At 67.9% G+C, this 25,417-nt stretch carries 19 protein-coding genes; 11 read left to right on the top strand and 8 right to left on the bottom strand.

What is annotated here, in order from left to right; all coding sequences use genetic code 11:
• Positions 1–20: 20 nt before the first annotated feature.
• Entirely contained in the window at positions 21–2,282 is a 2,262-nt protein-coding gene (gene metE / locus ACLIVD_RS06470) for a 5-methyltetrahydropteroyltriglutamate--homocysteine S-methyltransferase (protein ID WP_491932141.1), read from the top strand.
• Positions 2,283–2,325: 43 nt separating this feature from the next.
• On the opposite strand, the gene ACLIVD_RS06465 is transcribed toward metE, so the two are convergent.
• The gene (locus ACLIVD_RS06465) at positions 2,326–3,333 is read right to left on the bottom strand and encodes an AraC family transcriptional regulator (protein WP_283330704.1); all 1,008 of its coding nucleotides are present in this window, start codon (positions 3,331–3,333) and stop codon (positions 2,326–2,328) included.
• Between the two features lie 169 nt (positions 3,334–3,502).
• Here ACLIVD_RS06465 and ACLIVD_RS06460 point away from each other — a divergent pair, with 169 nt between their 5' ends.
• The 5 genes from ACLIVD_RS06460 to ACLIVD_RS06440 are packed head-to-tail and all read left to right on the top strand — an operon-like array spanning position 3,503 to position 9,137.
• On the top strand, positions 3,503–4,942 hold the full coding sequence (locus ACLIVD_RS06460; protein WP_491932140.1) for a GntP family permease: 1,440 nt from the start codon (positions 3,503–3,505) through the stop codon (positions 4,940–4,942).
• A 25-nt stretch (positions 4,943–4,967) separates the two neighbouring features.
• Positions 4,968–6,221, top strand: a complete 1,254-nt coding sequence (locus ACLIVD_RS06455; RefSeq protein WP_491932139.1) for a CaiB/BaiF CoA transferase family protein — start codon at positions 4,968–4,970, stop codon at positions 6,219–6,221.
• On the top strand, positions 6,218–7,156 hold the full coding sequence (locus ACLIVD_RS06450; RefSeq protein ID WP_105413003.1) for a hydroxymethylglutaryl-CoA lyase: 939 nt from the start codon (positions 6,218–6,220) through the stop codon (positions 7,154–7,156). Before ACLIVD_RS06455 ends, ACLIVD_RS06450 begins: the two co-directional genes overlap by 4 nt.
• Positions 7,153–8,148: a 2-hydroxyacid dehydrogenase gene (locus ACLIVD_RS06445; protein ID WP_491932138.1), complete on the top strand. Its 996-nt coding sequence runs from the start codon at positions 7,153–7,155 to the stop codon at positions 8,146–8,148. The genes ACLIVD_RS06450 and ACLIVD_RS06445 overlap by 4 nt, the downstream gene beginning before the upstream one ends.
• Entirely contained in the window at positions 8,145–9,137 is a 993-nt protein-coding gene (locus ACLIVD_RS06440) for a glycerate kinase (RefSeq protein WP_491932137.1), read from the top strand. Before ACLIVD_RS06445 ends, ACLIVD_RS06440 begins: the two co-directional genes overlap by 4 nt.
• Here the strand turns inward: ACLIVD_RS06440 and ACLIVD_RS06435 are convergent.
• Positions 9,103–9,888 carry an IclR family transcriptional regulator gene (locus ACLIVD_RS06435; protein ID WP_025431892.1) on the bottom strand — a complete coding sequence of 262 codons (786 nt, stop codon included), beginning with the start codon at positions 9,886–9,888 and terminating at the stop codon, positions 9,103–9,105. The genes ACLIVD_RS06440 and ACLIVD_RS06435 overlap by 35 nt on opposite strands.
• A gap of 323 nt (positions 9,889–10,211) precedes the next feature.
• On the opposite strand from ACLIVD_RS06435, the gene ACLIVD_RS06430 reads away from it, so the two are divergent.
• Complete coding sequence (locus tag ACLIVD_RS06430) at positions 10,212–10,679, top strand: DIP1984 family protein (protein ID WP_280778660.1); 468 nt, start codon at positions 10,212–10,214, stop codon at positions 10,677–10,679.
• Between the two features lie 262 nt (positions 10,680–10,941).
• Here the strand turns inward: ACLIVD_RS06430 and ACLIVD_RS06425 are convergent, their stop codons facing one another.
• Together ACLIVD_RS06425 and ACLIVD_RS06420 are read right to left on the bottom strand one after the other, a co-directional pair.
• Entirely contained in the window at positions 10,942–13,368 is a 2,427-nt protein-coding gene (locus ACLIVD_RS06425) for an ATP-dependent Clp protease ATP-binding subunit (RefSeq protein WP_491932136.1), read from the bottom strand.
• Between the two features lie 326 nt (positions 13,369–13,694).
• The gene (locus tag ACLIVD_RS06420) at positions 13,695–14,018 is read right to left on the bottom strand and encodes an arginase family protein (RefSeq protein WP_348539579.1); all 324 of its coding nucleotides are present in this window, start codon (positions 14,016–14,018) and stop codon (positions 13,695–13,697) included.
• A gap of 168 nt (positions 14,019–14,186) precedes the next feature.
• Here ACLIVD_RS06420 and ACLIVD_RS06415 point away from each other — a divergent pair, with 168 nt between their 5' ends.
• On the top strand, positions 14,187–16,211 hold the full coding sequence (locus tag ACLIVD_RS06415) for an APC family permease (protein ID WP_280779167.1): 2,025 nt from the start codon (positions 14,187–14,189) through the stop codon (positions 16,209–16,211).
• Here the strand turns inward: ACLIVD_RS06415 and ACLIVD_RS06410 are convergent.
• Positions 16,180–17,796, bottom strand: a complete 1,617-nt coding sequence (locus ACLIVD_RS06410) for an FAD-dependent monooxygenase (protein WP_280778663.1) — start codon at positions 17,794–17,796, stop codon at positions 16,180–16,182. The genes ACLIVD_RS06415 and ACLIVD_RS06410 overlap by 32 nt on opposite strands.
• A 91-nt stretch (positions 17,797–17,887) precedes the next feature.
• Positions 17,888–18,652, bottom strand: coding sequence for an ABC transporter permease (locus ACLIVD_RS06405; protein WP_280778664.1), 765 nt, complete (start codon positions 18,650–18,652; stop codon positions 17,888–17,890).
• 136 nt (positions 18,653–18,788) lie between these two features.
• Between ACLIVD_RS06405 and ACLIVD_RS06400 the strand changes: the two genes are divergently transcribed.
• Positions 18,789–21,110: an FHA domain-containing protein gene (locus ACLIVD_RS06400; RefSeq protein ID WP_491932135.1), complete on the top strand. Its 2,322-nt coding sequence runs from the start codon at positions 18,789–18,791 to the stop codon at positions 21,108–21,110.
• A gap of 18 nt (positions 21,111–21,128) precedes the next feature.
• On the opposite strand, the gene ACLIVD_RS06395 is transcribed toward ACLIVD_RS06400, so the two are convergent.
• Entirely contained in the window at positions 21,129–21,716 is a 588-nt protein-coding gene (locus ACLIVD_RS06395; RefSeq protein WP_317570995.1) for a carboxymuconolactone decarboxylase family protein, read from the bottom strand.
• Between the two features lie 239 nt (positions 21,717–21,955).
• On the opposite strand from ACLIVD_RS06395, the gene ACLIVD_RS06390 reads away from it, so the two are divergent.
• Positions 21,956–22,900, top strand: a complete 945-nt coding sequence (locus ACLIVD_RS06390; protein ID WP_491932134.1) for an alpha/beta hydrolase — start codon at positions 21,956–21,958, stop codon at positions 22,898–22,900.
• Positions 22,897–24,396 carry an FAD-dependent oxidoreductase gene (locus ACLIVD_RS06385; RefSeq protein ID WP_317570994.1) on the top strand — a complete coding sequence of 500 codons (1,500 nt, stop codon included), beginning with the start codon at positions 22,897–22,899 and terminating at the stop codon, positions 24,394–24,396. Before ACLIVD_RS06390 ends, ACLIVD_RS06385 begins: the two co-directional genes overlap by 4 nt.
• A gap of 60 nt (positions 24,397–24,456) precedes the next feature.
• On the opposite strand, the gene ACLIVD_RS06380 is transcribed toward ACLIVD_RS06385, so the two are convergent.
• Positions 24,457–25,380 (bottom strand): LysR family transcriptional regulator, encoded by a 924-nt coding sequence (locus ACLIVD_RS06380; RefSeq protein WP_280778669.1) that lies wholly within the window; start codon positions 25,378–25,380, stop codon positions 24,457–24,459.
• Positions 25,381–25,417 lie beyond the last annotated feature (37 nt).

Below are 25,417 nucleotides of genomic sequence, written 5' to 3'. Positions count from 1 at the left end.
CGTACGCAACTGGAGATACCGTGACATTCACTTTCACCGCGACCGTGCTGGGCTCACCTCGCATCGGTCCGAATCGCGAACTGAAGAAGGCCGTCGAGTCGTACTGGGCCGGCCGCCTCGACGCCGAAGCGCTCGACGCGCTCGCCCGGGATCTGCGCCGTCAGACCTGGACGAGCCTGCGCGACGCCGGCCTCGACTCCGTGCCCGTCAACACGTTCTCGTACTACGACCATGTGCTGGACACCGCGGCGATGCTCGGCGCACTGCCCGACCGTGTCGCCGGCATCGAGAGCGACCTCGACCGCTACTTCGCCGCCGCCCGCGGCAACGACACGGTCGCCCCGCTCGAGATGACCAAGTGGTTCGACACCAACTACCACTACCTGGTGCCGGAGATCTCCCCGACGACGACGTTCGCCCTCGACCCGTCGAAGGTGCTCCGCGAACTCGAAGAGGCACGTGCCCTGGACATTCCGGCCCGCCCGGTGGTGGTGGGTCCGGTCACGTTCCTGCTGCTGTCGAAGGCTGTCGGCTCGGATGCACCCCTCCTCGACCGCCTCGACGAACTCGTCCCGCTGTATGCGGACCTGCTCGGTCGGCTCGCCGACGCGGGCGCCGACTGGGTGCAGATCGACGAACCCGCGCTGGTCGCCGACCGCACACCGGGGGAGATCGCGGCGGCCAAGCGGGCCTACGACCGGTTGTCCGCGCTGGAGTCGCGACCGGCGATCCTCGTCGCGTCGTACTTCGGCAGCCTCGGTGACGCACTTCCCGCGATCGCGTCGACCGGTGTCGAGGGGATCGCGATCGACCTGGTTGCCGGATCCGACCCCCTCGCCACGGTTCCCGATCTGACCCGCAAGCACGTCGTCGCCGGTGTCGTCGACGGACGCAACATCTGGCGCACCGACCTGGACGCGGCCCTGGCGTCGCTCGGCACCCTGCTGGGCAGCACCGGTTCGCTCGCCGTCTCGACGTCATGCTCGCTGCTGCACGTCCCGTACACGCTCGACGCGGAGACCGGCATCGACAAGGCGCTGCGGTCGTGGCTGGCGTTCGGCACCGAGAAGGTCCGCGAGGTCGTCACACTCGGGACCGCACTGACCAGCGGTCGCGAATCCGTCGACGACGAGTTCGCGCTCGCCCGCGCGGCGGCGTCCACCCGCAGCACCGACCCACGTCTGCACGACGCCACTGTCCGTGCCCGGCTGGACGCGCTCACCGCGTCCGATCCGGGGCGCAGTCCCGCGGCGGAACGTCGGGAAGCCCAGTCGGCGCTGTCGCTTCCGGTGCTGCCGACCACGACGATCGGCTCCTACCCGCAGACGACGCAGATCCGCGTCGCGCGCGCGGCCCGGCGCAAGGGTGAGATCGACGAGGCCGAGTACCTGAACCGGATGCGCGCCGAGGTCGCGGATGTGGTTGCGCTGCAGGAGAAGCTGGACCTCGACGTGCTGGTGCACGGCGAACCGGAACGCAACGACATGGTGCAGTACTTCGCCGAACAGCTGGACGGGTTCTTCGCGACGGACAACGGCTGGGTGCAGTCGTACGGCAGCCGCTGCGTTCGACCGCCGATCCTGTACGGCGATGTGCGCCGCAGCAACCCGATGACCGTCGAATGGATCACGTACGCGCAGTCGCTGACGCAGCGTCCGGTGAAGGGCATGCTCACCGGTCCGGTGACGATCCTGGCGTGGTCGTTCGTGCGCGACGACCAGCCGCTGGCCGACTCCGCCAACCAGGTGGCGCTGGCCATCCGCGACGAAACGGTGGACCTGCAGGGCGCGGGCATCCGGATCGTCCAGGTGGACGAGCCCGCGCTGCGCGAACTGCTGCCCCTGCGGGCCGCGGCTCAGCCGGCGTACCTCGACTGGTCGGTCGGGGCGTTCCGTCTCGCGACGTCGGGCGTCTCGGACTCGACGCAGATCCACACCCACCTCTGCTACTCGGAGTTCGGTGAGGTCATCGAGGCCATCGCGAGGCTCGACGCCGACGTCACCTCCATCGAGGCCGCGCGCTCGCACATGGAGGTCCTCGACGACCTCAACGCCGTCGGCTTCGACCTCGGCGTCGGCCCAGGCGTGTACGACATCCACTCGCCGCGGGTGCCCGGTGTCGAGGAGATCGCGGCGTCGCTGCGGGAGGCGCTGAAGGCGGTGCCGGTGGAACGGCTGTGGGTCAACCCCGACTGCGGCCTGAAGACCCGCGGTCCCGCCGAGGTCGAGGCGTCGCTGCGCAACCTCGTCGACGCGGCGAAGCTGGTCCGCGCGGAGCTGTAGGCGGCTCCGCCGCCCGTGAGTGGTTGAGGAGTCTCTGGACTCGTCAACCACTCACGGGGCCGAAGGCCCTGGTCTGCGACGGATTCTCGCCGAACCGGCGACGATAGGCGGCCGCGAAGAGGCCGAGGTTGACGTATCCCCACGCGCCGGCGATCGAGGCGACGGTCTCCCCCGGCGACGCTGTGAGCAGTTCCTCCCGAATGCCCTGGAGCCGCTGCTCACGCACGTATTCGGCCGGGGTGGTGTCCAGGTACTTCCGGAACGACCCGGACAGGGTCCGGACGCTGACCCCCACCGCGTCGGCGATGTCGGAGGCGGTCGGCAGTTCGCGGGCGTACTCCCGGATGTACTGGACGGCGTGCCGCACATAGCCGGGCGCCGCCGGGCCGGTGGACCTGTCCGGGTCCACTCCGGTGCGGGCCGCCCATTCGGTGAGCAGGTGACCGACGAGCAACTCCTGCAGGTTGAGCCCGATGCGCCCCTCGGTGGCGTGTCCGGGTAGCTCTCCCGTCGTCCGCATGGCGTACCCGAGCAGCGCCTGCCAGCCGGATCCACCGCCCCCGATGACGCATTTGCGTTGCCAGAGAAGATCTCCGGGGTCGAATCCCCACCACCGCACGGCCGTGTCAGCGAGCAGCGTGTGGGGAACGGTGAGATTGAGCTGGACGTGGTCAGGCGAGAACTCGACGAGGTAGTCGACGCGACTGCAGTCGGCGACGAACGTGTCACCAACCGGTGTGTCCGCGGTGGCGTCGTGGTCGAGGTGGTGCCGGGCGTTGCCCCGAATGGTCGTGAGAACGAGCGCGTTTCCGGCGTCGGACGAGAAGTCGCCGACCGAGACGGGAATTCCGTAGGAGAACCGGGTGACGGTGATGTCGCCGATCTTCGTGGAGTACATGCTCGACCGGGGTGACAGCCCGGCACCGAGCGGACGCACGACATAGGGCATGTACACGCGGTCGGACCAGAGTTGGATCTCGCTCCAGTCCTCCGACGCTCTGCGCTCGGCGGCCGTCGGCCGTCCCACCGCAAACGGATCCAGCACGACCATGCGTCGAGTATTCCAGGGCCTTCGGCCCCCGTGCGCCTTTCTGGTTGCCGGAACAACCGGAAAGGCGCACGGGGCCGGAGGCCCATTGCTTATATCGTGAGTGTGTGCTCATAATATGGGTGTACCTGTGACACCAGTCACTACCCGCCTCCTCGATAAGGACGCGCACATGTCAGACGTAGCAATCCTGATCAACACCACGGTCGCCGTAGCGGCGGTCGTTCTGATGATCGTGCGTTTCAAGTTCAACCCAGTGGTGTCACTGGTCGTCGGATCCGCCTACCTCGGACTCACGACGGGACTCGGCACGGCCGAAACGGTGGAAGTCATCAGCACCGGTTTCGGCGACATCATGGCCGAAGTGGGACTTCTGATCGCCTTCGGCGTCCTGATGGGCGCCATGCTGAAAGAAATGGGCGCGATCCAGCGCCTGGTCGGGACACTTCTACGCGTGTTCGGGCCGAAACGAATGCCCTATGCGCTATCGCTGACAATCGCGACGTTGCTGCAGTCCATCTTCCTCGACGTCCTGCTCGTCATCTCCGCCCCGCTCGCCCGCAACCTCGCACCGAAGGTCGGCCGCGTCGGGACCGCACGCATGGCCACCGCCCTCGCCATCGGCCTCGAGTGCGGCATCGTGCTCATGGTTCCCGGTGTCGGCGCCCTCGCCCTCGCCGGACTACTCGGTGTGCCGCTCGGCAAGATGCTGATCTTCGGACTCATCCTGGTGATCCCGACCGTGGCGATCTCGGTCGCGATCATGTCCTTCCTGTTCACCCGCGGTTGGTGGAACCCGGAGAAGGACGAAGAGCACTTCCATCAGACGGTCGTCGACGACGAAGAAGACCAATGGACCGACGGCGGCAGCGGCGGGACCACCCCGCGGCCCGATGCCGGCGGCGGCGTCGCCCAGGCGCAACGCGCCGCGACCGTCACCGAGGTCACGGCCGGGCGCGCGGCGCACGACCGCCCCCTCATCCTGCTCCTCGCTCCGCTGCTCGTTTCCCTCCTGCTCATCGCGACCGGCGCGATCCTGGACATCGCCGAGATCAGCAATCCGGTCGTGTCGTTCATGTCCGAACCGCTCATCGCGTTGTTGATCGGACTGATCGGCACCAGCTTCGTCGGACGCCTCACCGTCGGCCAGCACCGCGTCCAGAAGGCGATCGCCAGCGGTTTCAGCGAGAGCGGCCAGATTCTCATCCTCACCGGCGTCGGCGGGTCCCTCGCCGCGACCATCGCCGCGGCCGGTCTCGGCGACATCCTCGGCAAGTACTTCACCGCCAATCACGCCGCTCCGCTGCTGATGGTGTGGGTGATCGCCGCCGTCCTGCACGTCGCCGTCGGCTCGGTGACCATCTCCGCGATCACCGCCGCGGGCGTCCTCGCCCCCATCGCCCCGACCCTCGGCCTCGACCCCGTCCTCATCGCCCTCGCAGCCGGCGCCGGCTCCCTGTTCGCGGTGCACGTCACCAGCAACACGTTCTGGCTGCTGCAGTCCTTGATGGGTCAGACCACACGAGGCACGCTGAAGACGTGTTCGGTGGGAGTATCGGTGGCATCGGTCGTCGCAATACTGCTCGTCCTGCCCATGAGCCTCGTTCTCTGAGCGTCACTATCAGTTAAGGATCACCATGTTCTCCGACAACACCATTCGGCCCCTCGACGGGGTTCGGGTACTCGAGCTCGGTAACTACATCGCCGCTCCGACCGCGGGCCGCATGCTCGCCGACTTCGGGGCCGAGGTCATCAAGGTGGAGCGCCCGAAGACCGGCGACGAACTGCGCAACTGGCGGCTCTACTCCGGCGACACCTCGATGCTGTACCGCACGATCAACCGCAACAAGAAGTCGATCGTGCTGGACCTGCGCACCGAGGAAGGCAGGCAGCTCGTCCTGGACCTCGCCGCCAAGTGCGACATCCTGCTGGAGAACTTCCGGCCCGGCACCCTGGAGAAGTGGGGCATCGGACCGGACGCGTTGAACGCGGCCAATCCGGACCTGGTGATCACCCGCATCTCGGCGTTCGGGCAGACCGGGCCGATGTCGCAGAGGCCGGGGTTCGCCGCGGTCGCGGAGGCCGCGGGCGGATTCCGTGAACTCGTCGGCGACCCGGACCGGCCACCGGTGCGGGTGGGGGTGTCGATCGGCGACTCGATCGCCGGCCTCTACGCAGCGTTCGGTGCGGTGATGGCCCTGTTCCAGCGCGAAGCCGCGAAGGTCGCCGGAACCCCGGGTCCGTCCCTGCCGCATCGGATCATCGACGTCGCCCTCAACGAATCGATCCTGTCGATGATGGAGTCGCTGATCCCCGACTACCTCGCGTACGGCATCAAACGCGAACGCGTCGGCGGCCGGATGGAGGGCATCGCCCCGTCGAACGCGTACATCTGCAGCGACGGTGACAGCATCATCATCGCCGGCAACGGTGACGCCATCTTCCAGCGCTACATGGACACCATCGGCCGTCCCGACCTCGGCGCCGACCCGGACCTGTCCACCAACGCCGGACGGTGGGCGCGCCGCGACGAACTCGACACCGCGATCGGCCAGTGGACGATCCAGTACTCGCGCGACGAGGCGCTGAAGATCCTCGATGCGGCCGGGGTGCCGTCGGGTCCGATCAACACCGCCGCCGACATCTGCAGCGACGAGCAGTACGCGGCCCGCAACATGATTCAGCAGTTCACCGTCGACACCGGTGAGGCCGAGCCGAAGCAGGTCGGGTTCCCCGGCATCGTCCCGGTGATCGGCGGCAAGTCGCTGCCCATCCGCAACGTCGGACCGGACCTCGGCGAGCACACCCGGGAGGTCCTGGGAACGGTGCTCGGCAAGACCCCGGAACAGATCGACTCCATCGTCAACGACACGGTAGGTGGCCTCTCATGACGCAGTCCTTCGAATCACGCACCCTGCTCCGCGACGTCACCCTGCGTGACGGGTTGCAGTTGACGGGCAAGATGCTGCCCACCGCCCGGAAGCTCGAGATCGCCCGCCGGCTCCTCGAACTCGGCGTGCCCGCGCTCGAGATCGGGTCGATGGCCCGCCCCGACCTGGTCCCGCCGATGGCGAACACCGTCGAGGTGATCTCGGAGCTGACCCCGGAGGAACTCGATCATTGCTGGGTGTGGGTGGCGACGCCCCGGCACGTGGAGAAGGCCGCCGCGGCCGGCGCACGACATTTCCAGTACTGCTTCTCCGCCTCCGATTCCCACAACCAGGCGAACATCGGTCGCTCCACCGAGGACAGCCTCGCCGCGATGCCCGCCGCGATCGAACTCGCCCAGCAGGTCGGCGGCAGCATCCAGCTGTGCATCGCGACGTCGTTCACCTGCCCGTTCGAGGGCCGGGTGCCCGAGCAGCGGGTCATCGACATCGCCAACGACCCGCGCGCCCACGGCGCCGTCGACGTCGTCGTCTGCGACACCCTCGGCCAGGCCGTCCCCGCCGAGGTGTACTCGCTCGTCTCCCGGGTACGGCTCGAAACCCCGCAGCGCGGCATCGTCTTCCACGGCCACGACACCTGGGGTCTCGGGGTCGCGAACAGTCTCGCCGCGGTCGCGGCCGGCGCGATGACCGTCGACGGCGCCCTCGGCGGACTCGGCGGCTGCCCGTTCGCACCCGGCGCCAGCGGCAACACCGCCAGCGAGGACCTGCTGTTCGCCACCCGCCCGGACTGGCTGAACCCCACCACGTTCGGCTCCCTCGTGGAACTGTCCGAGAAGACCCTCGCCGAACTCGGCGAAGCCAATCGGTCCAAGGCCGCGCAGGGCGCACGCTCCAATGCCACCGCGTTCGAGTGGGTCATCGGAGGCGGCCGGTGAGCGCCGCGCGGTTCTACGTCACCACCCCGATCCCCGAACCCGCCCTCACGCTGCTGCGCGCCGCGGGCAGCGTCGACGTTCCCGACGAGCTTCCGGACGCCGCCCGGCTGCGGGAGGTCTGCGTGTCCGGCGACTACGACGTGGTGGTGTCCCAGCTTCGCGACACGTTCGACGCCGATCTCCTGGCCGCCGCGAAGATCCGCGGTATCTCCAACTACGCGGTCGGGTTCAACAACGTCGACATCGGGGCGGCGACCGCGAACTCGATACTCGTCGGCAACACACCCGGTGTGCTCACCGACGCCACCGCCGACGTCGCGATGCTGCTGATCATGGCCACCGCCCGCCGCGCCGTGGAGGCCGACACGTTCGTCCGCGCCGGACAGTTCACCGGATGGGAACCGAATCTGCTCCTCGGCCAGGATGTTTCGGGGCGCACGCTCGGTCTCGCCGGATTCGGCCGGATCGCGCGGGCGACCGCGAAACGGGCACTGGCCTTCGGGATGCAGGTGCTGTTCTGCCCGCGGCCGCCCGGCGACCGGCCGGTCTCGGACGAGGAACTCGGCGAATTCGCCGGACTCGTCACCCACACCGACTGGGACACCCTCGTCACCACCAGCGACTACCTGTCGCTGCACGTGCCCCTCAACGCGCAGACCCGCCACCTGGTCGATGCGGGCGTGCTGGCGGCGATGAAGCCCTCCGCGATCCTGATCAACACCGCCCGCGGTCCCGTCGTCGACGAAGCCGCCCTCGTCGCCGCCCTGAAATCCGGGGAGATCGCCGGGGCCGGGCTGGACGTCTACGAGGACGAACCCGCGCTCGCCCCGGGGCTCGCGGAACTGTCGAACACGGTCCTGCTCCCCCACCTCGGCAGTGCCACGGTGTCGGTGCGCGCCGAGATGGCGAGGCTGTGCGCCGAGAACGCTGTGGCCATGGCGCAGAAGCGGATTCCCCCGCATCCGGTCAACCCGGAAGCGTGGAACTCATGACGGTTCTGATCGCCCCCGACAGTTTCAAGGGCACCTACACCGCCCGCGAGGTCGCCGACGCGGTCGCGACGGGGGTCGAGTCGTCCGGCGGTACCGCGATCAGGTTGCCGGTCGCCGACGGCGGCGAGGGCACCCTCGACGTTCTCACCGTCCCCCTCGGATTGCGCCCGGTCACCACCCGGTCCCGCAACCCGTGGGGCAGCCCGTGCCGGCCGACGTACGGACTGTCCGACGACGGGACCGCGGTCATCGAGATCGCCGCAGCCTCCGGGATCACCACGCCGCACGACGGCCCCCGTGACCCGGTCACCGCCACCACGTACGGCACCGGGATGCTCGTCGCCGACGCCGCCCGGCGCGGTGCCCGGCACATCGTCGTCGCGGCCGGCGGGTCCGCGACCACGGACGGAGGCACCGGGGCCGTCGCCGCCATCGAGGCGGGCGGCGGACTCCGGGGCGCCGCCGTCACCGTGCTGACCGACGTCACCACCCGGTATGTCGACGCCGCCAGGGTGTTCGGACCACAGAAGGGCGCCGACTCGGGCGCCGTGCAGGTCCTCACGCGGCAACTCGAGGCGAAGGCGCGGGCCCTGCCCCGCGACCCGTCGAGTGTCGACGGGACCGGTGCGGCGGGCGGGTTCTCCGGCGGGATGTGGGCGCGGTACGGCGCCGAACTACGCTCGGGCGCCGATTACATCCTCGACGTGATCGGCTTCGACACCCTGACCGCGGACGCGTCGGCGATCGTCGTCGGCGAGGGCAGGCTCGACGGGCAGACGAAAGCGGGCAAGATCATCTCCGCGATCCTCGCCCGCGCGGGCACCGCCCCGGTGTACGCCGTCGTCGGCTCCGTCGGCGACGATCTCGGCGACTACCGGTCCCGGTTCGCCGGCGTCCTCGTCGCCACGGACGCCGCGGCCATGCGCGACGCCGGCCGCGCGATCGCGGCGCAGCTCATGACGGGTAGCGGCCACCCAGCGTCCGGGTGACCTGCTCGGCGCTGCCGACGAGCAGATCCACCCATTTCTCGCACTGTTCGCGTGGCATGCGCAGTGTCGGCCCGCTGATCGCCAGAGCGCCGATCACGTCGGCGGACGAATCGAACACGGGCGCAGCCAGTCCCGAGGCGCTGTCCTCCCGCTCGCCCGCGGTGATGGCGTATCCGTCGGCCTTGGCCTGGTGGATCAGTTCACGCAGCACCGCGGTGTCGGTGACGGTGCCCTCGGTCATCGGCTCGATGGGGCCGGCGAGGACCTGTTCGGTGAGGTCCGGGTTCCAGGCGAGCAACACCCGGCCCGCCGATCCCGCGGGCAGGGGGACGATCTTTCCGACGTACATGTTCCGGCGCAGCGCGTGCTCGGTCTCCGCGATGGCCACGCACACGCGGTAGCCCTGCTCGACCCGGAAGAAGCTGGCGGTCTCGCCGGTGGCGTCGCGGATCTCCTTCAACACCGGCGTGACGACAGCCAGGATGTCGAGTCCCTTGGTGGCCGTCGCGGCCCAGAACGCCATCTTCACGCCGATCCGGATCTGGTCGCCGGACCGGTCGAGGAATTCCTGCGCCACGAGGTTGCTGACCAGCCGTTGGACCGTCGACGTCGGCAGTCCCGTCGCCTGGTGGATCTCCCCCAGCGTCATCGACGGACGCGTCAGGCTGAAGGCATCGAGGATCTCCGTGATCTTGCTCAGCACCAGCAACGGTTGGTGCTTGGAGGTCAATTCGCCGTCTTCCGCTCGCATGCCCTCGAGGATAGTCGCCCCCACCAGCACGTGAGTGCCAACGAACGGCGGAACACACTTCGGCACTCACCTGGGGCGAATCGACTGTCGCCACACGGGCGCGAATGTGGTACCTATTGAAGATGCTCGAATTCGACTCGACGAAAGGCGCATGAGCGCCCACCGAGATATCTCTCCGACACGATGGTTCGGGGAATTCACCCGCGCGTTCGACGCGCTTCGATCGCCCCCTTCACGGTGCCGCGACCCGTCCGCTCCCTGCCGGACACTTTTCCATTCACCATTAACGCTGTGCTACAACGACTTCGAGAAAGGAGGTAACCGTGAAGTTGGCTGAGGCACTGGCCGAACGGGGCGATCTGACGCGTCGGGTGGAGCACCTGAAGTCGCGCATCCTCACGAACGCACGACACCAGGAGGGCGAGTCGCCGGCGGAGGACGCCGCGGCGCTCCTCGTCGAACTCGAGGAGGTCCTGGACCGCCTGGAGGTCCTCGTCCGAAGAATCAATCGGACGAATACCGCTGCACCACTGGGCGACGCGAGCATCACGGACGCACTGGCCCGCCGGGACATGCTGCGCATCCGGCACCGGGTGGTGTCGGCCGCCGCGGATGCCGCCTCCGGTCGTGAGCAGGACCGATACGGCAGGCAACTCCGCTCCGAACTCGTCTTCGTCGCGGCGTTGCCCGTCCGGGATCTGCGGCGGACGGCAGACGATCTCGCCCGGAAGATCCGGGAAATCGATCTGCAAGTGCAGAAGGAGAATTGGGAAGTCGAGTTGCTCGACTGAACAGGCTGGGTAGTAGGTAACCGTTTCGGAGGCGAGCACACACCGCGAGTCGACGGTAATTCGGCTCTTCTCCGGCGTGGAGGGCAACGCTCCGGGCACACACCCGGATCACATTGCAGCCCTGCACACCGCACAGGTGACGGTGCACGACGCACACCTCATCACCGGGTGCTGATCCGAGACGGCGAGGGCGGGCAAGGGGCTACCCACACACGTGAGTGGCAGAGCGTGCCGAAGCACACTCTGCCACTCACGTCGGGGATCAGCCGACTACGAGATCCAACTCGTCGTCGGACACTCCGACCGCGATGCTGCCACCCTCGACGAGGACGTCGTCGAGCAGCAGATCGGCGATCCGATCGTCGACGGCCCGCTGGATCGACCGGCGCAACGGACGCGCCCCGAACTCGGGCTGGTGTCCGTGCTCGGCAATCCAATCGACCGCGGCCTCACTGAACGAGATCTCGATGCCCTTGGACTGCAGACGCTTCCGGCTGTCGTCCAGCAGCAGGTCGGTGATCCGGTGCAGCTGCTCGGTGTCGAGCTTGCGGAAGATCACGATCTCGTCGATCCGGTTCAGGAACTCCGGACGCATCGACTCACGCAGCCGGCCCATCACCCGATCCCGCAGCGGCTTCTCCGAAGCCTCCGCGTCACCGGTGCTGAAGCCCAGCGCACCCGACTTGCTGGAGATGATGTCGGACCCCAGATTGCTGGTCATGATCAGAACGGTGTTCTTGAAATCCACCGTCCGGCCCTGACCGTCCGTGAGCCGGCCGTCATCGAGCACCTGCAGCAGCGTGTTGAACACGTCGGGGTGCGCCTTCTCGATTTCGTCGAGCAGGATCACCGAGTACGGGTTCCGGCGGACCTGCTCGGTGAGCTGTCCCGCCTCCCCGTATCCGACGTAGCCGGGAGGGGCACCGACGAGTCGGCTGACCGTGTGACGTTCACCGAACTCGCTCATGTCGAGTCGCAGCATCTTGTTCTCGTCACCGAACAGCGTGGCGGCCAGCGCCTTCGCCAGTTCGGTCTTGCCGACACCGGTCGGTCCGAGGAACAGGAAGCTGCCCACGGGACGATCCGGATCGTTCATGCCGGTGCGGCTGCGGCGCACCGCCCGGGCGATGGCCCGCACGGCGTCGTCCTGGCCGATGACACGACGATGCAGTTCGTCCTCGAGCCGGCGGAGGCGTTCCTTCTCCTCCTCGGTCATCTGGCTGGCCGGGATTCCAGTGGCCCGCGACACGACCTCCGCGATCTGCTCGGCAGTCACCTCGGGCGTCACGTCGTTCGTGCCGACCGCCTTCCCGTCGATCCGGGCCTGAACCTCCATGGCCTCGTCCCGCAGTCGCGACGCCTTCTCGTACTGCTCGTCGGCGACGGCCTGTTCCTTGGCCTGCTCGAGTTCCGCGAGCTTCGCCCGCAGAGCCTCGACGTCGACGCTCGGCATCCGCAGCCGCAACCGGGCCCCGGCCTGATCGATCAGGTCGATCGCCTTGTCCGGCAGGAAGCGGTCACCGATGTAACGGGCCGACAGCTCGACGGCCGCCGTGATCGCCTCGTCCGTGTAACGGACGCCGTGGTGCTCCTCGTACCGGTCACGCAGACCGGACAGGATCGCCACCGCATCCTCCACACTCGGCTCCGCCACCGTCACCGGCTGGAAACGACGTTCGAGCGCCGGATCCTTCTCGATGTGCTTGCGGTACTCGTCGAGCGTCGTCGCACCGACGATGTGCAGCTCACCGCGGGCGAGCTTCGGCTTGAGGATGTTGCCCGCATCCATCGCGCCGTCGGCGCCGCCACCGGCACCGGCGATGGAGTGGACCTCGTCGATGAAGACGATCAGCTCGTCCGAGTGGGCCGAGATCTCGTCGATCACCTTGTTGAGGCGTTCCTCGAAGTCACCGCGGTAGCGGGTGCCCGACACCATGCTCGACAGGTCGAGCTGGACGATGCGCTTGCCCGTCAGGCGGTCGGGGACGTCGCCGTCGACGATGCGCTGGGCGAGGCCCTCGACGACCGCCGTCTTGCCGACGCCGGCCTCACCGACCAGCACGGGGTTGTTCTTGGTGCGGCGCGAGAGAATTTCGATGGTCTGCTCGATCTCGTCGGCGCGCCCGATCACCGGGTCGACTCCGCCGCCGCGTGCGCGTTCGGTGAGGTCGAAGCCGTACTTGTCGAGCGTGGGGGTCCCCGAGTTCGAGGACTCCTCCTCCACCGATCCACCCTGCACGGCGGTCTGCAGGCGCTCCGGGGTGATTCCCTCGGACGCGAGCAGGCGTCCGGCGGCGTGGTCCTGATCCGCGGCGAGCGCCAGGAAGAGGTGCTCGGGATCGATGTAGGTGGACCCGAGGGCGCGCGCGAGTTGGTGCGCCTCGAGCAGCGCCGTCTTCAGCGCGCCGCTCAGTGCGGGTGTTGCAAAGCCTGACGTGTCACGGCTCTGGGGCAGACGCAGTTCGACGGCATCGGCGACGGCCGACGTGTCGGCGCCTGCGCGGCGCATCAGAGAGGTGACGGGTTCGTGTTCTGTCATGACGCGCAGAACGTGGAGCGCATCGAGTTCCGCGTCGCCACGACCTGCGGCGAAGCGGGCAGCAGCAGCCATGAGTTCCTGGGTGGAGCGACTCATGAGCCGACTGATGTCGATGCGACCTGGGCCCTCCGGCCCGAAGAATGCTGGCATTCCTCAGCCTCCTATAAGTTGAGCGTTACTCACTCAACTAACGTGCCAAGCCTGCGATCAATTCCCGGAGGGAGTGGATGTGAGCTCGGTCACAAAGCCCGCGGCAGGTGCCGACCCAGTCCAACGACGACAGGAACCCGGATCTTCCCGCTCACGGCAGGGTGCGTCCGAGAAAGTCGAGCACTCGGGTCGCCTGGTCGCCGGTGGGATCGAGATCCGGGGCGGAAGTCGGCGACGCTGACCCCCCACGAGTCGAGGTGACCGCGCCAGTGGTGCGACGACGTCGGCGAGTTGATCCCAGTCGAGGCCTCCCGGCTGGGGGTACGTCACCGCACCGCGAGCTCCATGTCCGCCGTCTCGCCCGTGTCCGAGGACCGTCCGTCGAGATAATTCGGATGCCCGTCGACGAACCACAGTCCCGCCGAACCCAGGTGCCTGCGCAGCGCGGGAAAGATCCCGAGCAGAATGCTGCAGTCGCCTCCGACCACCAGCGGTCGCCGGCCCGGCAGGTCCGCCATCGCGACCGCCAGATCGTCCGCCAGCGCATGAGCGGCCCGCACCGTCTCGGACAGTGCAATCACGCCCGTCGCTTCGTCCCGGTCGGTGCGGTCGATCACGGTCGCGGCGTCGCCGACATCTCGGCCGACCATCGCGGACAGGCCGGCCTCCCGAAACGCGTGCGGCGCCGCCTGTTCGCCACGCGCCGAGCCGGAGCAATCCCACGGTGCACCGGGCGCTCCGCACCCGTGCGCCTTTTCGGTAGCAGGAACAACCGGAAAGGCGCACGGGCGCGAAGCGCCTGGTTCTACGCTGAACTGGTGGTGGCTCTCGTTCGAGCGGTCCGGCGGCTGGCTCTGGGACGCCCGCTGCGCAGTGACGACCTCGGGGAGCAGTTGCTGACCAAGCGTCTGGCGCTGCCGATCTTCGCCTCCGACCCTCTGTCGTCCGTGGCATACGCGACGCAGGAGATCCTGCTGATCCTGTCCCTGGGCGGTCTCGCCTATTTCTACCTGACGCCGTATCTGGCGGCCGGGGTCGTGGTGCTTCTCGCCGTGGTCGCCCTGTCGTACCGCCAGGTGGTGTACGCCTACCCCAGCGGAGGCGGCTCGTACGAGGTGGCGACGAAGAACCTCGGTCCGTCCGCGGGTCTGACGGTGGCGTCGGCACTGCTCATCGACTACGTCATGACGGTGGCGGTGTCGGTGTCGGCGGGCGTCGACAATCTCATCTCCGCCGTGCCCGCGCTGAACACGCACCGGGTGGCGCTGGCCGTGGCGTTCGTCGTGTTGCTGACGGTGATGAACCTGCGCGGGATCCGCGAATCGGGGACCATGTTCGCCTTCCCGACGTACGGGTTCATCGCCGGGGTGATGATCCTGATCGTGACGGGGTTCGTCCGCGTCGCGGCCGGTTCGACACCTGTCGCCGAGAGCGCCGGGTACACCATCGAACCGGAACTGTCCGGGCTGACCGGTCTGGCCCTCGTGTTCTTCGCGCTGCGCGCGTTCTCCTCCGGATGTACCGCGCTGACGGGTGTCGAGGCGATCTCCAACGGGGTGCCTGCGTTCCGTAAACCCAAGAGCGCCAACGCCGCGAAGACACTCATGGCGATGGCCGCGACGGCCATCGTGATGTTCGCGGGAATCACCGCGCTGGCCATCGTCGCCAAGGTGCACGTCGCGGTGAACCCGTGCGATCTGATCGGGTTCGCCGGAAACTGCGAGACCGATCCGCAGCGCACCGTCATCGCCCAGATCTCGGCGGCCGTGTTCGGCGGCACCACCAACATCGGCTTCTTCTATGTCCAGGCCGCGACCGTGCTGATCCTCGTGCTCGCCGCGAACACCGCCTACAACGGTTTCCCGCTGCTCGCCTCGGTGCTCGGCCGTGACCGCTACCTCCCGGTCCAGCTGAACACCCGCGGCGACCGGTTGGCGTTCAGCAACGGCATCGTGCTCCTCGCCGTGACGGCGGGCGGATTGATCGTCCTGTTCGACGCGTCCGTCACCCACCTCATCCAGCTGTACATCCTCGGCGTGTTCACGTCGTTCACCCTCAGCCAGGCGGGCATGGTCCGGCACTGGAACCGTGTGCTGACAACCGAATCCGACGCCCGAGAACGTCGTCGAATCCACGGCCGGCGGGCCCTCAACGGCACCGGCGCCGTCCTCACCGGCACCGTCCTGATCATCGTCACGATCACGAAGTTCACCCAGGGCGCCTACCTCGTGGTGATCGCCATGCCGATCCTGTTCTTCCTGATGCGCGGGGTGCGGCGGCACTACGACCGGATCGCGGCCGTCCTCGTCGTCGACGAGGACAGCTTCACCCTCCCCTCCCAGGTGCACACCATCGTGCTGGTGTCCGTGCTCAACAAACCCACCGCCCGGGCCTTGGCCTACGCCCGCGCCACCCATCCGACGACCCTGGAAGCCGTCACCGTGCTGGGCGACAACACCGGAAAACTGCAGCGGGAGTGGGAGAAGTACGAAATTCCGGTGCCGCTGAAAGTCCTCGAATCGCCCTACCGTGAAGTCACCCGGCCCATCGTGGGGTACGTGAAATCCGTCCGGAAACGGATTCCGGACGGCGTCGTCACCATCTTCATCCCCGAGTACGTGGTCGGTCGCTGGTGGGAACACCTGCTGCACAACCAGAATGCGCTGCGCCTCAAGGGCAGGTTGCTGTTCACGTCCGGCGTGATGGTCACGAGCGTGCCGTGGCTGCTCGATTCGGCCACCCGCGTCGGGGCGCCGCTCGGCAAGCCCGCGCCGGGTGACATCCGGCGCGGCCTGCCCACCACTCCCGAGCTCAGCGGAAAGTCGACTTCAGGTACTCCGTGAGACCGTCGACCGCGACCGGACTCTGCCGGAACCCCAGATAGCCGTCCGGGCGGACGACGAACGCGGCGGAACCCTCCGCGCCGTACGCGTGCGCGAACTCGCCGTCACGGTCTCGGACGAGGGGAAGCACGGTTTCCCCGACCTCGGCGGAAGGCGACGCGACGAGGTACGTGTCGACGAGTCCCCGGGTCGCCGCGCCCACCGACGTCGCCGCGGCCTCGAGCAGTTCCAGCCCGCGCGCGTCGACCGATTCGTCGGCGTACAGCAGCAACGTGTGGTTCCGTCCCGCGAGGAGAGTGAACAGCCGGAGGGGAAACGCGACCGCGGCACGGGTCAGCCCGCGGGCGTCCGGCGCCCGGGTGCCGGGCGCGAGCGCCGCATTCGACTCCGGTTGGGCGACGATCGGACTGTCCGCGTAGCTGATGAGGAGTTGGGCCTCGCGTCGGATCACGTAGTCGGGATCCGACGACCCCGCCCCGATCCCCTCCCGGGCGCTGCGCACGGTGCGTCCCACCACCTCCTCCCCGATGGGTCGCCGTTCGGCGTCGTAACTGTCCAGCAGGTCGGGGGCCGCGGCGCCGGACACGGCCAGCGCGACCTTCCACGCCAGGTTGTGCGCGTCCTGGATGCCGGTGTTCATACCCTGCGCGCCGGTCGGCGGATGAATGTGGGCGGCGTCGCCCGCGACGAACACCCGCCCGCGCCCGTACGAGTCGACGATGCGGTGGCTGATCCGGAAGATGGACGACCAGCGGAGGTTCGACGCCCGCGTCGGCTCGGGTGACAGGCGGTCGAGCACGGCCTGGATGTGGCTCAGCTCCGGTTTCGGTCCCGCCTCGAAACCGTGCGCGATCTTGTCGGCCGCGGGGGTGCCGGTGCCGGCGAGGTCGCTGGGCACCAGCATCGACATCCGGTAGCGGCGGCGCCCGGGCAGCGGAATGCACACGAGCAGGTCGTCGGTCTCGCCGTCCGTCTGATGCATCGACCGGATCCCGTAGCCGCGGGGCATCGACCAGTCGACTTCGACGTCGCCGAGCATGTACTGCTCGAGGAACGCACCGCCCTCGAAGGTGAGGCCGAGTCCCTTGCGGACCACACTGTGGGCGCCGTCGCAGCCGAAAAGGTACTGGGTTCGGACGGTTTCGTCGCCGTCCGCGCCGGTGACCGTGGCGACGACGCCGTCGTCGTCCTGTTCGAACGCCGTCAGTCTCGTTCCTCGTTCGATCGTGGTGCCGAACGTGGCCAGGTATTCGGTGAGGATGCGTTCGGTCTCGTACTGCGGCAGCCCGATGAATTCGAACGGGACGTCGGCCGGTAGCGACAATTCCAGACGGGCCACCTCGTCGCCGTTGACGTACACGATCTGCCCGCGCATCTGGATCGCCGCGTCCAGGATGTGCCGCAGCACACCCATGCTCTCGAACACCTCGAGGCTGCGCGGTTGGATCCCCACCGCCTTCGCGTACTGCGGTGGCTCGAGCAGGGGATCGATGATGCGGCAGGCGACGCCTCGCCTGCGCAGTTCGATCGCCGCCGTCAGACCGACCGGACCAGCTCCGACCACCAATACCTCGGGATGCACCACAAGACACCGCCTCGTCAGCAGGGACCGACCACCGACCAGTATGCGGGACCGACGATGCACTTGACCGGCGTTCGGGCCAGACCCGGATCCTTCATGTCCGCGCGGTGTGGAGTCTCGGCCGGTGAACGGCTTCCCGGGCCACCAGTTCGATCGTGACGGCCACCGCACACGTCTGCGCGAGCAGCAGCCCGACCAGGACGAGGATCTGGACCGCCCCGGCCTGAACGGCGGAACCGCTTGCCAGCAGCACCCCGACGAACGCCCCCGGCAGGGTGACCAGCCCGACGGTCCGGGTCTGATCGAGTCCCGGGAGCAACGCATCCGAGGCGGCAGACCGGACCACTTCCATGCGGGCATCACGGACGTCGAGCCCGAGACTGAGCCCCGCCTCCACCTCACCCCACCGTTGTTCGACCGCATCGAGCGCGCGTCGCGCGGCGAGTGAGGTGGCCGTCATCGCCCCACCGAGCACGATTCCGCCGACGGGAACGAGAGCGACACCTTCGAGCGGCACCACCTGGCTGACCAGCATCAACGGCAACACGATGCCGACACCCGCGGCGAGGGACAGCGCCAGCCACCCGGCGGACCGCCCGGCTTTCGCACGGCGAGCGGACGTTCCCACCGCCGCCGCGAACATCACGACGAGCACGAGGATCGACGACCACAGATGCGCGAGAGCCGCAGCCAGGATCAGGGACACCGCGGCGAGCTGGGCGGCACCTCGAATCGCCGCACCGGGCACGACGAGTGGGCTACCGAGGTGGGTGAAGCGGTAGACCACCGCCGCGCACACGACCATCACGGTGCACAGCACAGCCAGTCCGACACCGGGATTCGCCAGGGACGTACTCACCCGGCTCAGTGTTCCTCACTTCCTGGCCGCGGGGGTACCGAGAGTGAGCGTTATGCCGACGAATCCCGGGGCGTGCATGCGACCATGGATGGAGTCGACGCTCTACGCCCGATGACGCTGACCGGAGGCCGTGGCGATGGACGACCGGGCGAACACAGCGCACCCGCGGGTCGTGGTCGAGACCGAACACGGCCGGGCGAGCTACCGCGCGGGCAAGGCCGTCCGTATCGGCCGGGATCCGCAATTGGAGATCACGATCGTCGATCCCGTGGTGTCGCGCGAGCATGCACGGCTGACGTGGGACGAGGGATGGCAGCTCGTCGACTCCGATAGCAAGAACGGGATCTTCGTCGACGGCGAGCGCAGAGAAAGGGTTCCCGTCACGAACCCCGTCCTCGTCCGGCTGGGCGACGCGGTCGAGGGGCCGGTCGTGCGGATCTCGGTCGAGGATCCCGACGCGACGCGACAGGACGTGGGCGGTCGATGGGACGAGTCGACGATCGAGGTGGGGGCCTGGAGCGCCCCGCCCCCGACACCGCACGAGGCGGTCCCGACGGGATCACTCACGGTGGGACGGTCACCCGACAACGACATCGTCGTCCGGGACGTGCTGGCCTCACGCCATCACGCCATCGTCCACAACGTGCCGTCCGGCCTCGAGATCGACGACCTGGGGAGCGTCAACGGCACGTTCGTCGGCGGCGCCCGGGTGTCGCGCGCGCAGCTGACCGACGGCGACGTCGTCACGATCGGGAACACCGACCTCAGTGTGAAGGACGGCCGGCTGGTTCCACGGCAGGTGGTGGCTCCGACCGCAGGCGGGCTGCGGGTGGACGGCGTCGGGCTCACCATCGAGGGCGGGCGGCGGCTGCTCGAGGACGTCACGTTCACGGCCCAGCCGGGGAGTCTCACCGCGGTGATCGGCCCCTCCGGCGCGGGAAAGACCACGGTGGCCACCATCATCTCCGGTTCGGAACGCCCCACGGAGGGTGTGGTCGAGTTCGAGGGACGCAGCGTGCACGCCGAATACCAGGTGCTCCGCTCCCGCATCGGGATGGTCCCCCAGGACGACGTCGTGCACCGGCAGCTGACCATCCGGCAGGCGCTCGGCTACGCCGCCGAGCTGAGGCTGCCGCCGGACACCACCCGGGTCGACCGCGAGGAGGTGATAGCGACGGTCCTCGACGAACTGCAGCTGTCCGAACACGCCGACACGAGGGTCGACCGGCTGTCCGGCGGACAACGCAAACGCGCGTCCGTCGCAATGGAGTTGCTCACCGGCCCGTCCCTGCTGATCCTCGACGAACCGACCTCGGGTCTCGACCCTGCACTCGACCGGCAGATCATGGCGACGTTGCGCCGCCTCGCCGATTCTGGCCGCGTCATCGTCATCGTCACGCATTCGCTGTCGTATCTCGAGATGTGCGATCAGGTCCTGCTCCTCGCACCGGGCGGCAAGACCGCCTACGTGGGCCCGCCGGACCGGGTCGGGGCCGCGCTGGGCAGCACCGATTGGGCCGACATCTTCTCCCGTGTCGCGGCCGACCCCGACGGGGTGTTCGCCGAGTACCGCGCCACCCGCCCCGCCGTCGAGGTGCCACCACCGAGCCCGCCCGGACCTCTCGGCAGTCCCGCGCACACGTCGCGGCGCAAGCAGCTGAGCACCGTCGTCCGCCGCCAGGCGCGGCTGATCCGCGCCGACCGTGGGTACCTGATCTTCCTGTCCCTTCTCCCGTTCGTGCTCGGCGGCCTGGCCGTGCTCGTGCCCGGCGACACCGGATTCGGCCCGTCGGGCCTCGACGAATCCGGCGAACTCACCCAGATTCTGGTCGTGCTGATCCTCGGCGCCGCGTTCATGGGTTGCTCACTGACCATCCGCGATCTGGTCGGAGAGCGCATGATCTATCACCGCGAACGTGCCGCCGGCCTGCTCCCGTCCGCCTACCTGACGGCGAAGATCGTCGTATTCTGCGCCGCCGCGATCGTGCAGTCGGTGATCATGGTGGTGATCGTTTTCGTGGGCAAGGGTTTTCCGGGCCGGGGCAGTGCGATCCCCTCCGGCTCCGTCGAATTGATCGTGGACATCGCCGTCACCACCTGCTCCTGCGTCCTGGTCGGATTGGCGTTGTCGTCGGTGGCCCGCTCGAACGAGCAGGTGATGCCGATGCTGGTGGTCACGATCATGGTGCAGTTGGTGATGTGCGGAGGACTGATCACGATCACCGGACGCGCCGTGCTCGAACAGGTGTCGTGGCTCTTCCCGTCCCGCTGGGGGTTCGCGGCCGCCGCCTCGACGGTGGACCTGCGCACGAACGCCACGGGCACCGAGCCCGATACGCTCTGGCAGCATGCCGCATCGTGGTGGCTGCTCAGCATCGCCATGCTGGTGCTCATCAGTTGCGTGCTTGCGGCCGTCACCTACAGCCGGCTCCGGCTGCGCCGTTCCCGCCGACGCTGAAACAGATGCTGCGGTGTTCTACTCGTCTTCGAGACCCGCAGGTGCCCCGACGTCGAAGACGTTCATCATCTGAGACAGGGTCCGGTAATAGCCCACGAGCACCACGAGTTCGAGCAGCGCCGAGTGACCGAGGTGGGCTTCGAATCGGCGGAATTCCTCGTCTCCGAGGGTGTTGGCGCCCCCGAGCAGATGACGGCACACGTCGTACGCGGCCTGTTCGGTGGCGTCTTCGGAACCGAAGTCGCCACCCCGAAGTGCCGTCATCTCTTCGTCGCTCAGTCCGATGGCGTGTCCGACCCGTTCGTGGGCGTAACGTTCGAATTGGCTTTCCGTTGCGGCCGCGACAGCGAGTATCGCGATTTCTCTGATCCGGGCGGTCATCGCCGTCCGATAGCGCACCGCACTTCCGAGTTCTTGCAACGCAGAGCCGAGCCCGGGCACATGCAGCATCAACCCGAACGGCCCGTTGAGCCTGCCGTGGTCATCCTGAAGCGCGAACAGCTGAGGTCCCTGAGCCCGCGGCCCCGTCACGATGCTGTCGTACAACGCCTTCTGCTCGACGTCCAGCTCGGCGGGTGTCAGGGACGCGATCCGTGAATCTGCCATGTAAGTACCATCTTTCAACGATTTCGGCGCGGGGAGGCGCGGTGACGAGTCAGAGTATGCCGCGCCCGGCGCTGTTGCCCTCCGCCGGCATCGAATCACACCCCGACCTGAAGCTATTCGCCCGGTGGATTCCCGCCATATCGAACTGCCGATTCCCGAATACTCCCTGATCCGCCACCCTTGAGCCACGGGCCACATCGCCGAGTGGACCCGCGACCAGGCGAAGAGGTGACGTCAACGTGAGAACCCCGGTCGGGCAGCCCGCCCGTTACGAGATCCAATCCTGTCCCGACATCGAATTCGGGCGTCCCGGGGGGCACATCCTCCGCCTGGATCTGACTCTGCCGATCGACGTTGCCGCCCCCGCCGTCGTCCTCTACCTGCACGGCGGTGGTTGGATGATCGACTCTCGCAAGAGTCATGCTGCGCGGGCGGAACGGCTCGCGCGGCACGGATTTGCCGTCGCGAGCATCGACTACCGCCCCTCCACCGCCGCTCCCCTCCCCGCCCAGATCATCGACATCGCGACCGCGCTCGAGTGGCTGAAAGGTCCCGGGCAAGGCTTCGGTGTCGACGCGACTCGGGTCGCGCTCTGGGGAGCATCGGCAGGTGCCCATCTCGCGCTTCTGGCCACCGCCACTCCGGCGGTTTCACGGACACCGCACGATCTGCCCGGTCCAGCCGTGCAGGCCGCTGTCGGCTACTTCGGCTGTTACGACCTCACCGCACGGGGCGACCTCGACCGTCCGGACGCCGGCTCGCCGATACCGCGTGAGATCCTCGAGCAGGACTGGCCGCCAGGGGTCCCCGCACCGCCGTCGTCTCGCTACCTGAGGGCCCGATTGCTGGGAGTCGAGGAGTCGACTGTGAGCGATCGCGACCTCGCCGCCATCAGCCCATTTGCGAACGCGCATGACATCCACGTGCCGGTCTTCCTGCTCCACGGAACACGCGACTCGGTCACGTCGGTGCAGCAGAGCCGGCGGATGGCACAGGAACTTCGACGCCGCGGGGAGACGGTGCGCCTGCGCCTTCTCGAAGGTGCCAATCACGAGGATCCCGCGTTCGACACGGACATCACGATCGCCGAAGTCGCCGCGTTCCTACACGAACACCTGGACCGGTCCTGCCCCACGCCCCCACCTCCCACGATGCCGTACAACAAGGAGATTGATTCGAAATGACCGCTCGAGTAATAGTTGTCGGCGGCGGACCGTCGGGTCTGACGGTCGCGACCGAACTGGCCCGGGCCGGAGTCGACGTCGTCGTCCTCGAACGTCGAACGCAGCCGGTGCAGTCACGAGCCGGGACCGTTCTGCCGAGAGTTCTCGAGCTCCTCGATTCTCGGGGCCTTGCGCAGAAGTTCATCGACAGGGCCGCGACGATTCGTTCCAATCCGCTGATTCCCGTGCATATCTGGGCCGGGATGCAACCCGTGGAATGGCGCCACCTCGAATCGAGGTTCGGGTTTCGGCTGGTTCTTCCCCAGAACCACACCGAGGAACTGCTGCTCGAGGAAGCCCTCCGTCTCGGAGTCGTCGTCAGGCACGGCGTGACCGTCGAATCCGTCGTCCAGCAGTCCACCGCCGTGACCGTGACCGCGACGGCCGAGGACGGGCCCGTGAGCCTGTCAGCCGACTACCTGGTCGGCGCCGACGGTGGGCGAAGTATCGTGCGATCGCAACTCGGTCTCGATTTCGAAGGCCACGGGCCGACATTCACCGGAATCGTGGCAGACCTGAGGATGGACCGGCCCTGGCCCGAAGCGCGGCGGATGATCGACAACGACAAGGGGTGGGTCACCTCGTTTCCGTTCGGCGAGAACGAATCCATCACCCGGTTCAACATCGTGCACGCCGAGCGCAGGCACGCCCCTGCGGCGGAGCCGGTCACGGCCGACGAGGTTCGCCGATGCCTCACCGATGTCCTCGAGAAGGACCTGCCGTTCGACGATCTGGTGTGGGCGTCCCGTTTCACCGATTCGCTCAGAATCGCAACGAAATTCCAGCAGGGTCGAGTGTTCCTCGTCGGCGAATCGGCTCGCATCCACTACCCGGCCAGCGGCGTCGGGATGAACTTCTGCATCCAGGATGCGTTCAACCTCGGGTGGAAGCTCGCTGCGGTGATCAACGAACACGCGGGACCGGCACTCCTGGAAACCTATGAGGCCGAACGGCGCCCGGTGGCCGAGGCGCTGCTGAGAAGTGTCGCGGCTCAGTGTTCGGTCCAGTTCGACTTCACACCGGAGGGGGTGGAATTCAAGCGGATGTTCGAACGCGACCTGTTGCCCATTCCGGAGGTCAATCGCCGAATCGGGCTCGAACTCAACGGGCTGTCCTTCCCCTACCCTGCTGAGTCACACCACCATCCGATGGTCGGATACCGCTGCCCCGACCTGGATCTCGTCACCGCGACCGGTCCGATCAGGATGGGTGAAATGCTGCGCGATTCTGCACTCGTCCTCATCGACGCCACCGGGGCGGGCACCTACGCGGACCTCGCACTGCAGGGCGCGCCGGTACGCGCACACACCGGCCACATCGTTCTCGCACCCCCCGGGCTGGGTGAGGTCACGAGCCTCCTGGTCAGGCCCGACGGATACATCGCGTGGGCCAGCGCCGACGCCCCCGCGCGCGAAGATGCTCAGCTGGCGATCAAGCGGTGCCTCGCCGTCGACTGAAATGCCGGGAGGGTCGTCTCGCGCGTACCCGAGACGACCCTCCCGCGCCGGGTTCGGCACTCACTCCAGAGACTTGACGAGTTGCGCTCGGAGCCAGCGGTGTTCGGGATCCGCGTTGTACATCGGATGCCACCACAGGGCATGGTTCAGTGGGGCGAGATTCAAGGGGAAGTCGACCGACCGAATTCCCATTCCGCCGCTCATCCGGGCCGCCAATCGCTCCGGCAGAAGCGCGATCCGATCGGTGTGGGCGACGAAATACGGCAGAGCCAGATAATTTTCGCCGACAACCTGCACATACGGTTCGACCCCCTGCGCCCGGACCTGATGCAACGGTGTCGTCGCGGCGTGGGGGTGCGTCTGAAACACAGCCCACGGGTATTCGGTGAGCTGGTCCAGCCGTACGGCGTCCCCGATGTGCTCGTTGTCCTCGGCCACCACACAGACCCACCGGTCGGAGAAGAGGTCGACCGAGGGCAGGTCGCTGACGAAGCCGCGGGGTACGACCAGGGCATCAGCGGTACGGAGGCTGTCCGATGCACGGTCGACGATCTCCGGTCGCAACTGGACGAAGTTGATGCGCAGGTGCGGAGCCTGCGCCAGCAGATCGCGGGTGATCGTGTCCCCGACGGCGGCGAGCATGTAGTCGGACATGATCAGGGTGAACTCGCGGCTGGACCGTTCGATCTCGATACCCGGCTCGGCGTCGAGCACTCGATCGACCGCCGAGATCGCCACCGTCGTGCGCTCGACCAGGCTGCGGGCGAGCGGCGTGAGCTGATACGAGTTGCCGACCCGGGCCAGTAGCGGGTCGCCGAAGTACCTCCGAAGCCGCGCGAGCGCCGCACTCATTGCCGGCTGACTCAGACCGACTTCGATCGCCGCGCGGCTCACGCTTCGCTCGCGCAGAAGCGCGTCCAGAGACACGATGAGGTTGAGGTCCAGCTTGGCGCGATGGCCGGAGATCCGCTGTATCGAGCTCATGGATACAAACTATAGGCAACCCGGCGTTCCCAAATAA

Source organism: Rhodococcus sp. G6(2025) (assembly GCF_058628105.1).
Note: the sequence above shows the minus strand (reverse complement) of the source record. Positions and strands in the feature narration are given on the sequence as shown.

Bases quoted from the DNA above. Each gene is read 5' to 3' on its own strand.
- ACLIVD_RS06465 (WP_283330704.1), bottom strand. From the start codon at position 3,333: ATGGTCGTGCTGGATCCGTTTGCGGTGGGACGGCCGACGGCCGCCGAG.
- ACLIVD_RS06460 (WP_491932140.1), top strand. From the start codon at position 3,503: ATGTCAGACGTAGCAATCCTGATCAACACCACGGTCGCCGTAGCGGCG.
- ACLIVD_RS06455 (WP_491932139.1), top strand. From the start codon at position 4,968: ATGTTCTCCGACAACACCATTCGGCCCCTCGACGGGGTTCGGGTACTC.
- ACLIVD_RS06450 (WP_105413003.1), top strand. From the start codon at position 6,218: ATGACGCAGTCCTTCGAATCACGCACCCTGCTCCGCGACGTCACCCTG.
- ACLIVD_RS06440 (WP_491932137.1), top strand. From the start codon at position 8,145: ATGACGGTTCTGATCGCCCCCGACAGTTTCAAGGGCACCTACACCGCC.
- ACLIVD_RS06435 (WP_025431892.1), bottom strand. From the start codon at position 9,888: ATGCGAGCGGAAGACGGCGAATTGACCTCCAAGCACCAACCGTTGCTG.
- ACLIVD_RS06425 (WP_491932136.1), bottom strand. From the start codon at position 13,368: ATGCCAGCATTCTTCGGGCCGGAGGGCCCAGGTCGCATCGACATCAGT.
- ACLIVD_RS06420 (WP_348539579.1), bottom strand. From the start codon at position 14,018: ATGGTCGGCCGAGATGTCGGCGACGCCGCGACCGTGATCGACCGCACC.
- ACLIVD_RS06400 (WP_491932135.1), top strand. From the start codon at position 18,789: ATGGACGACCGGGCGAACACAGCGCACCCGCGGGTCGTGGTCGAGACC.
- ACLIVD_RS06395 (WP_317570995.1), bottom strand. From the start codon at position 21,716: ATGGCAGATTCACGGATCGCGTCCCTGACACCCGCCGAGCTGGACGTC.
- ACLIVD_RS06385 (WP_317570994.1), top strand. From the start codon at position 22,897: ATGACCGCTCGAGTAATAGTTGTCGGCGGCGGACCGTCGGGTCTGACG.
- ACLIVD_RS06380 (WP_280778669.1), bottom strand. From the start codon at position 25,380: ATGAGCTCGATACAGCGGATCTCCGGCCATCGCGCCAAGCTGGACCTC.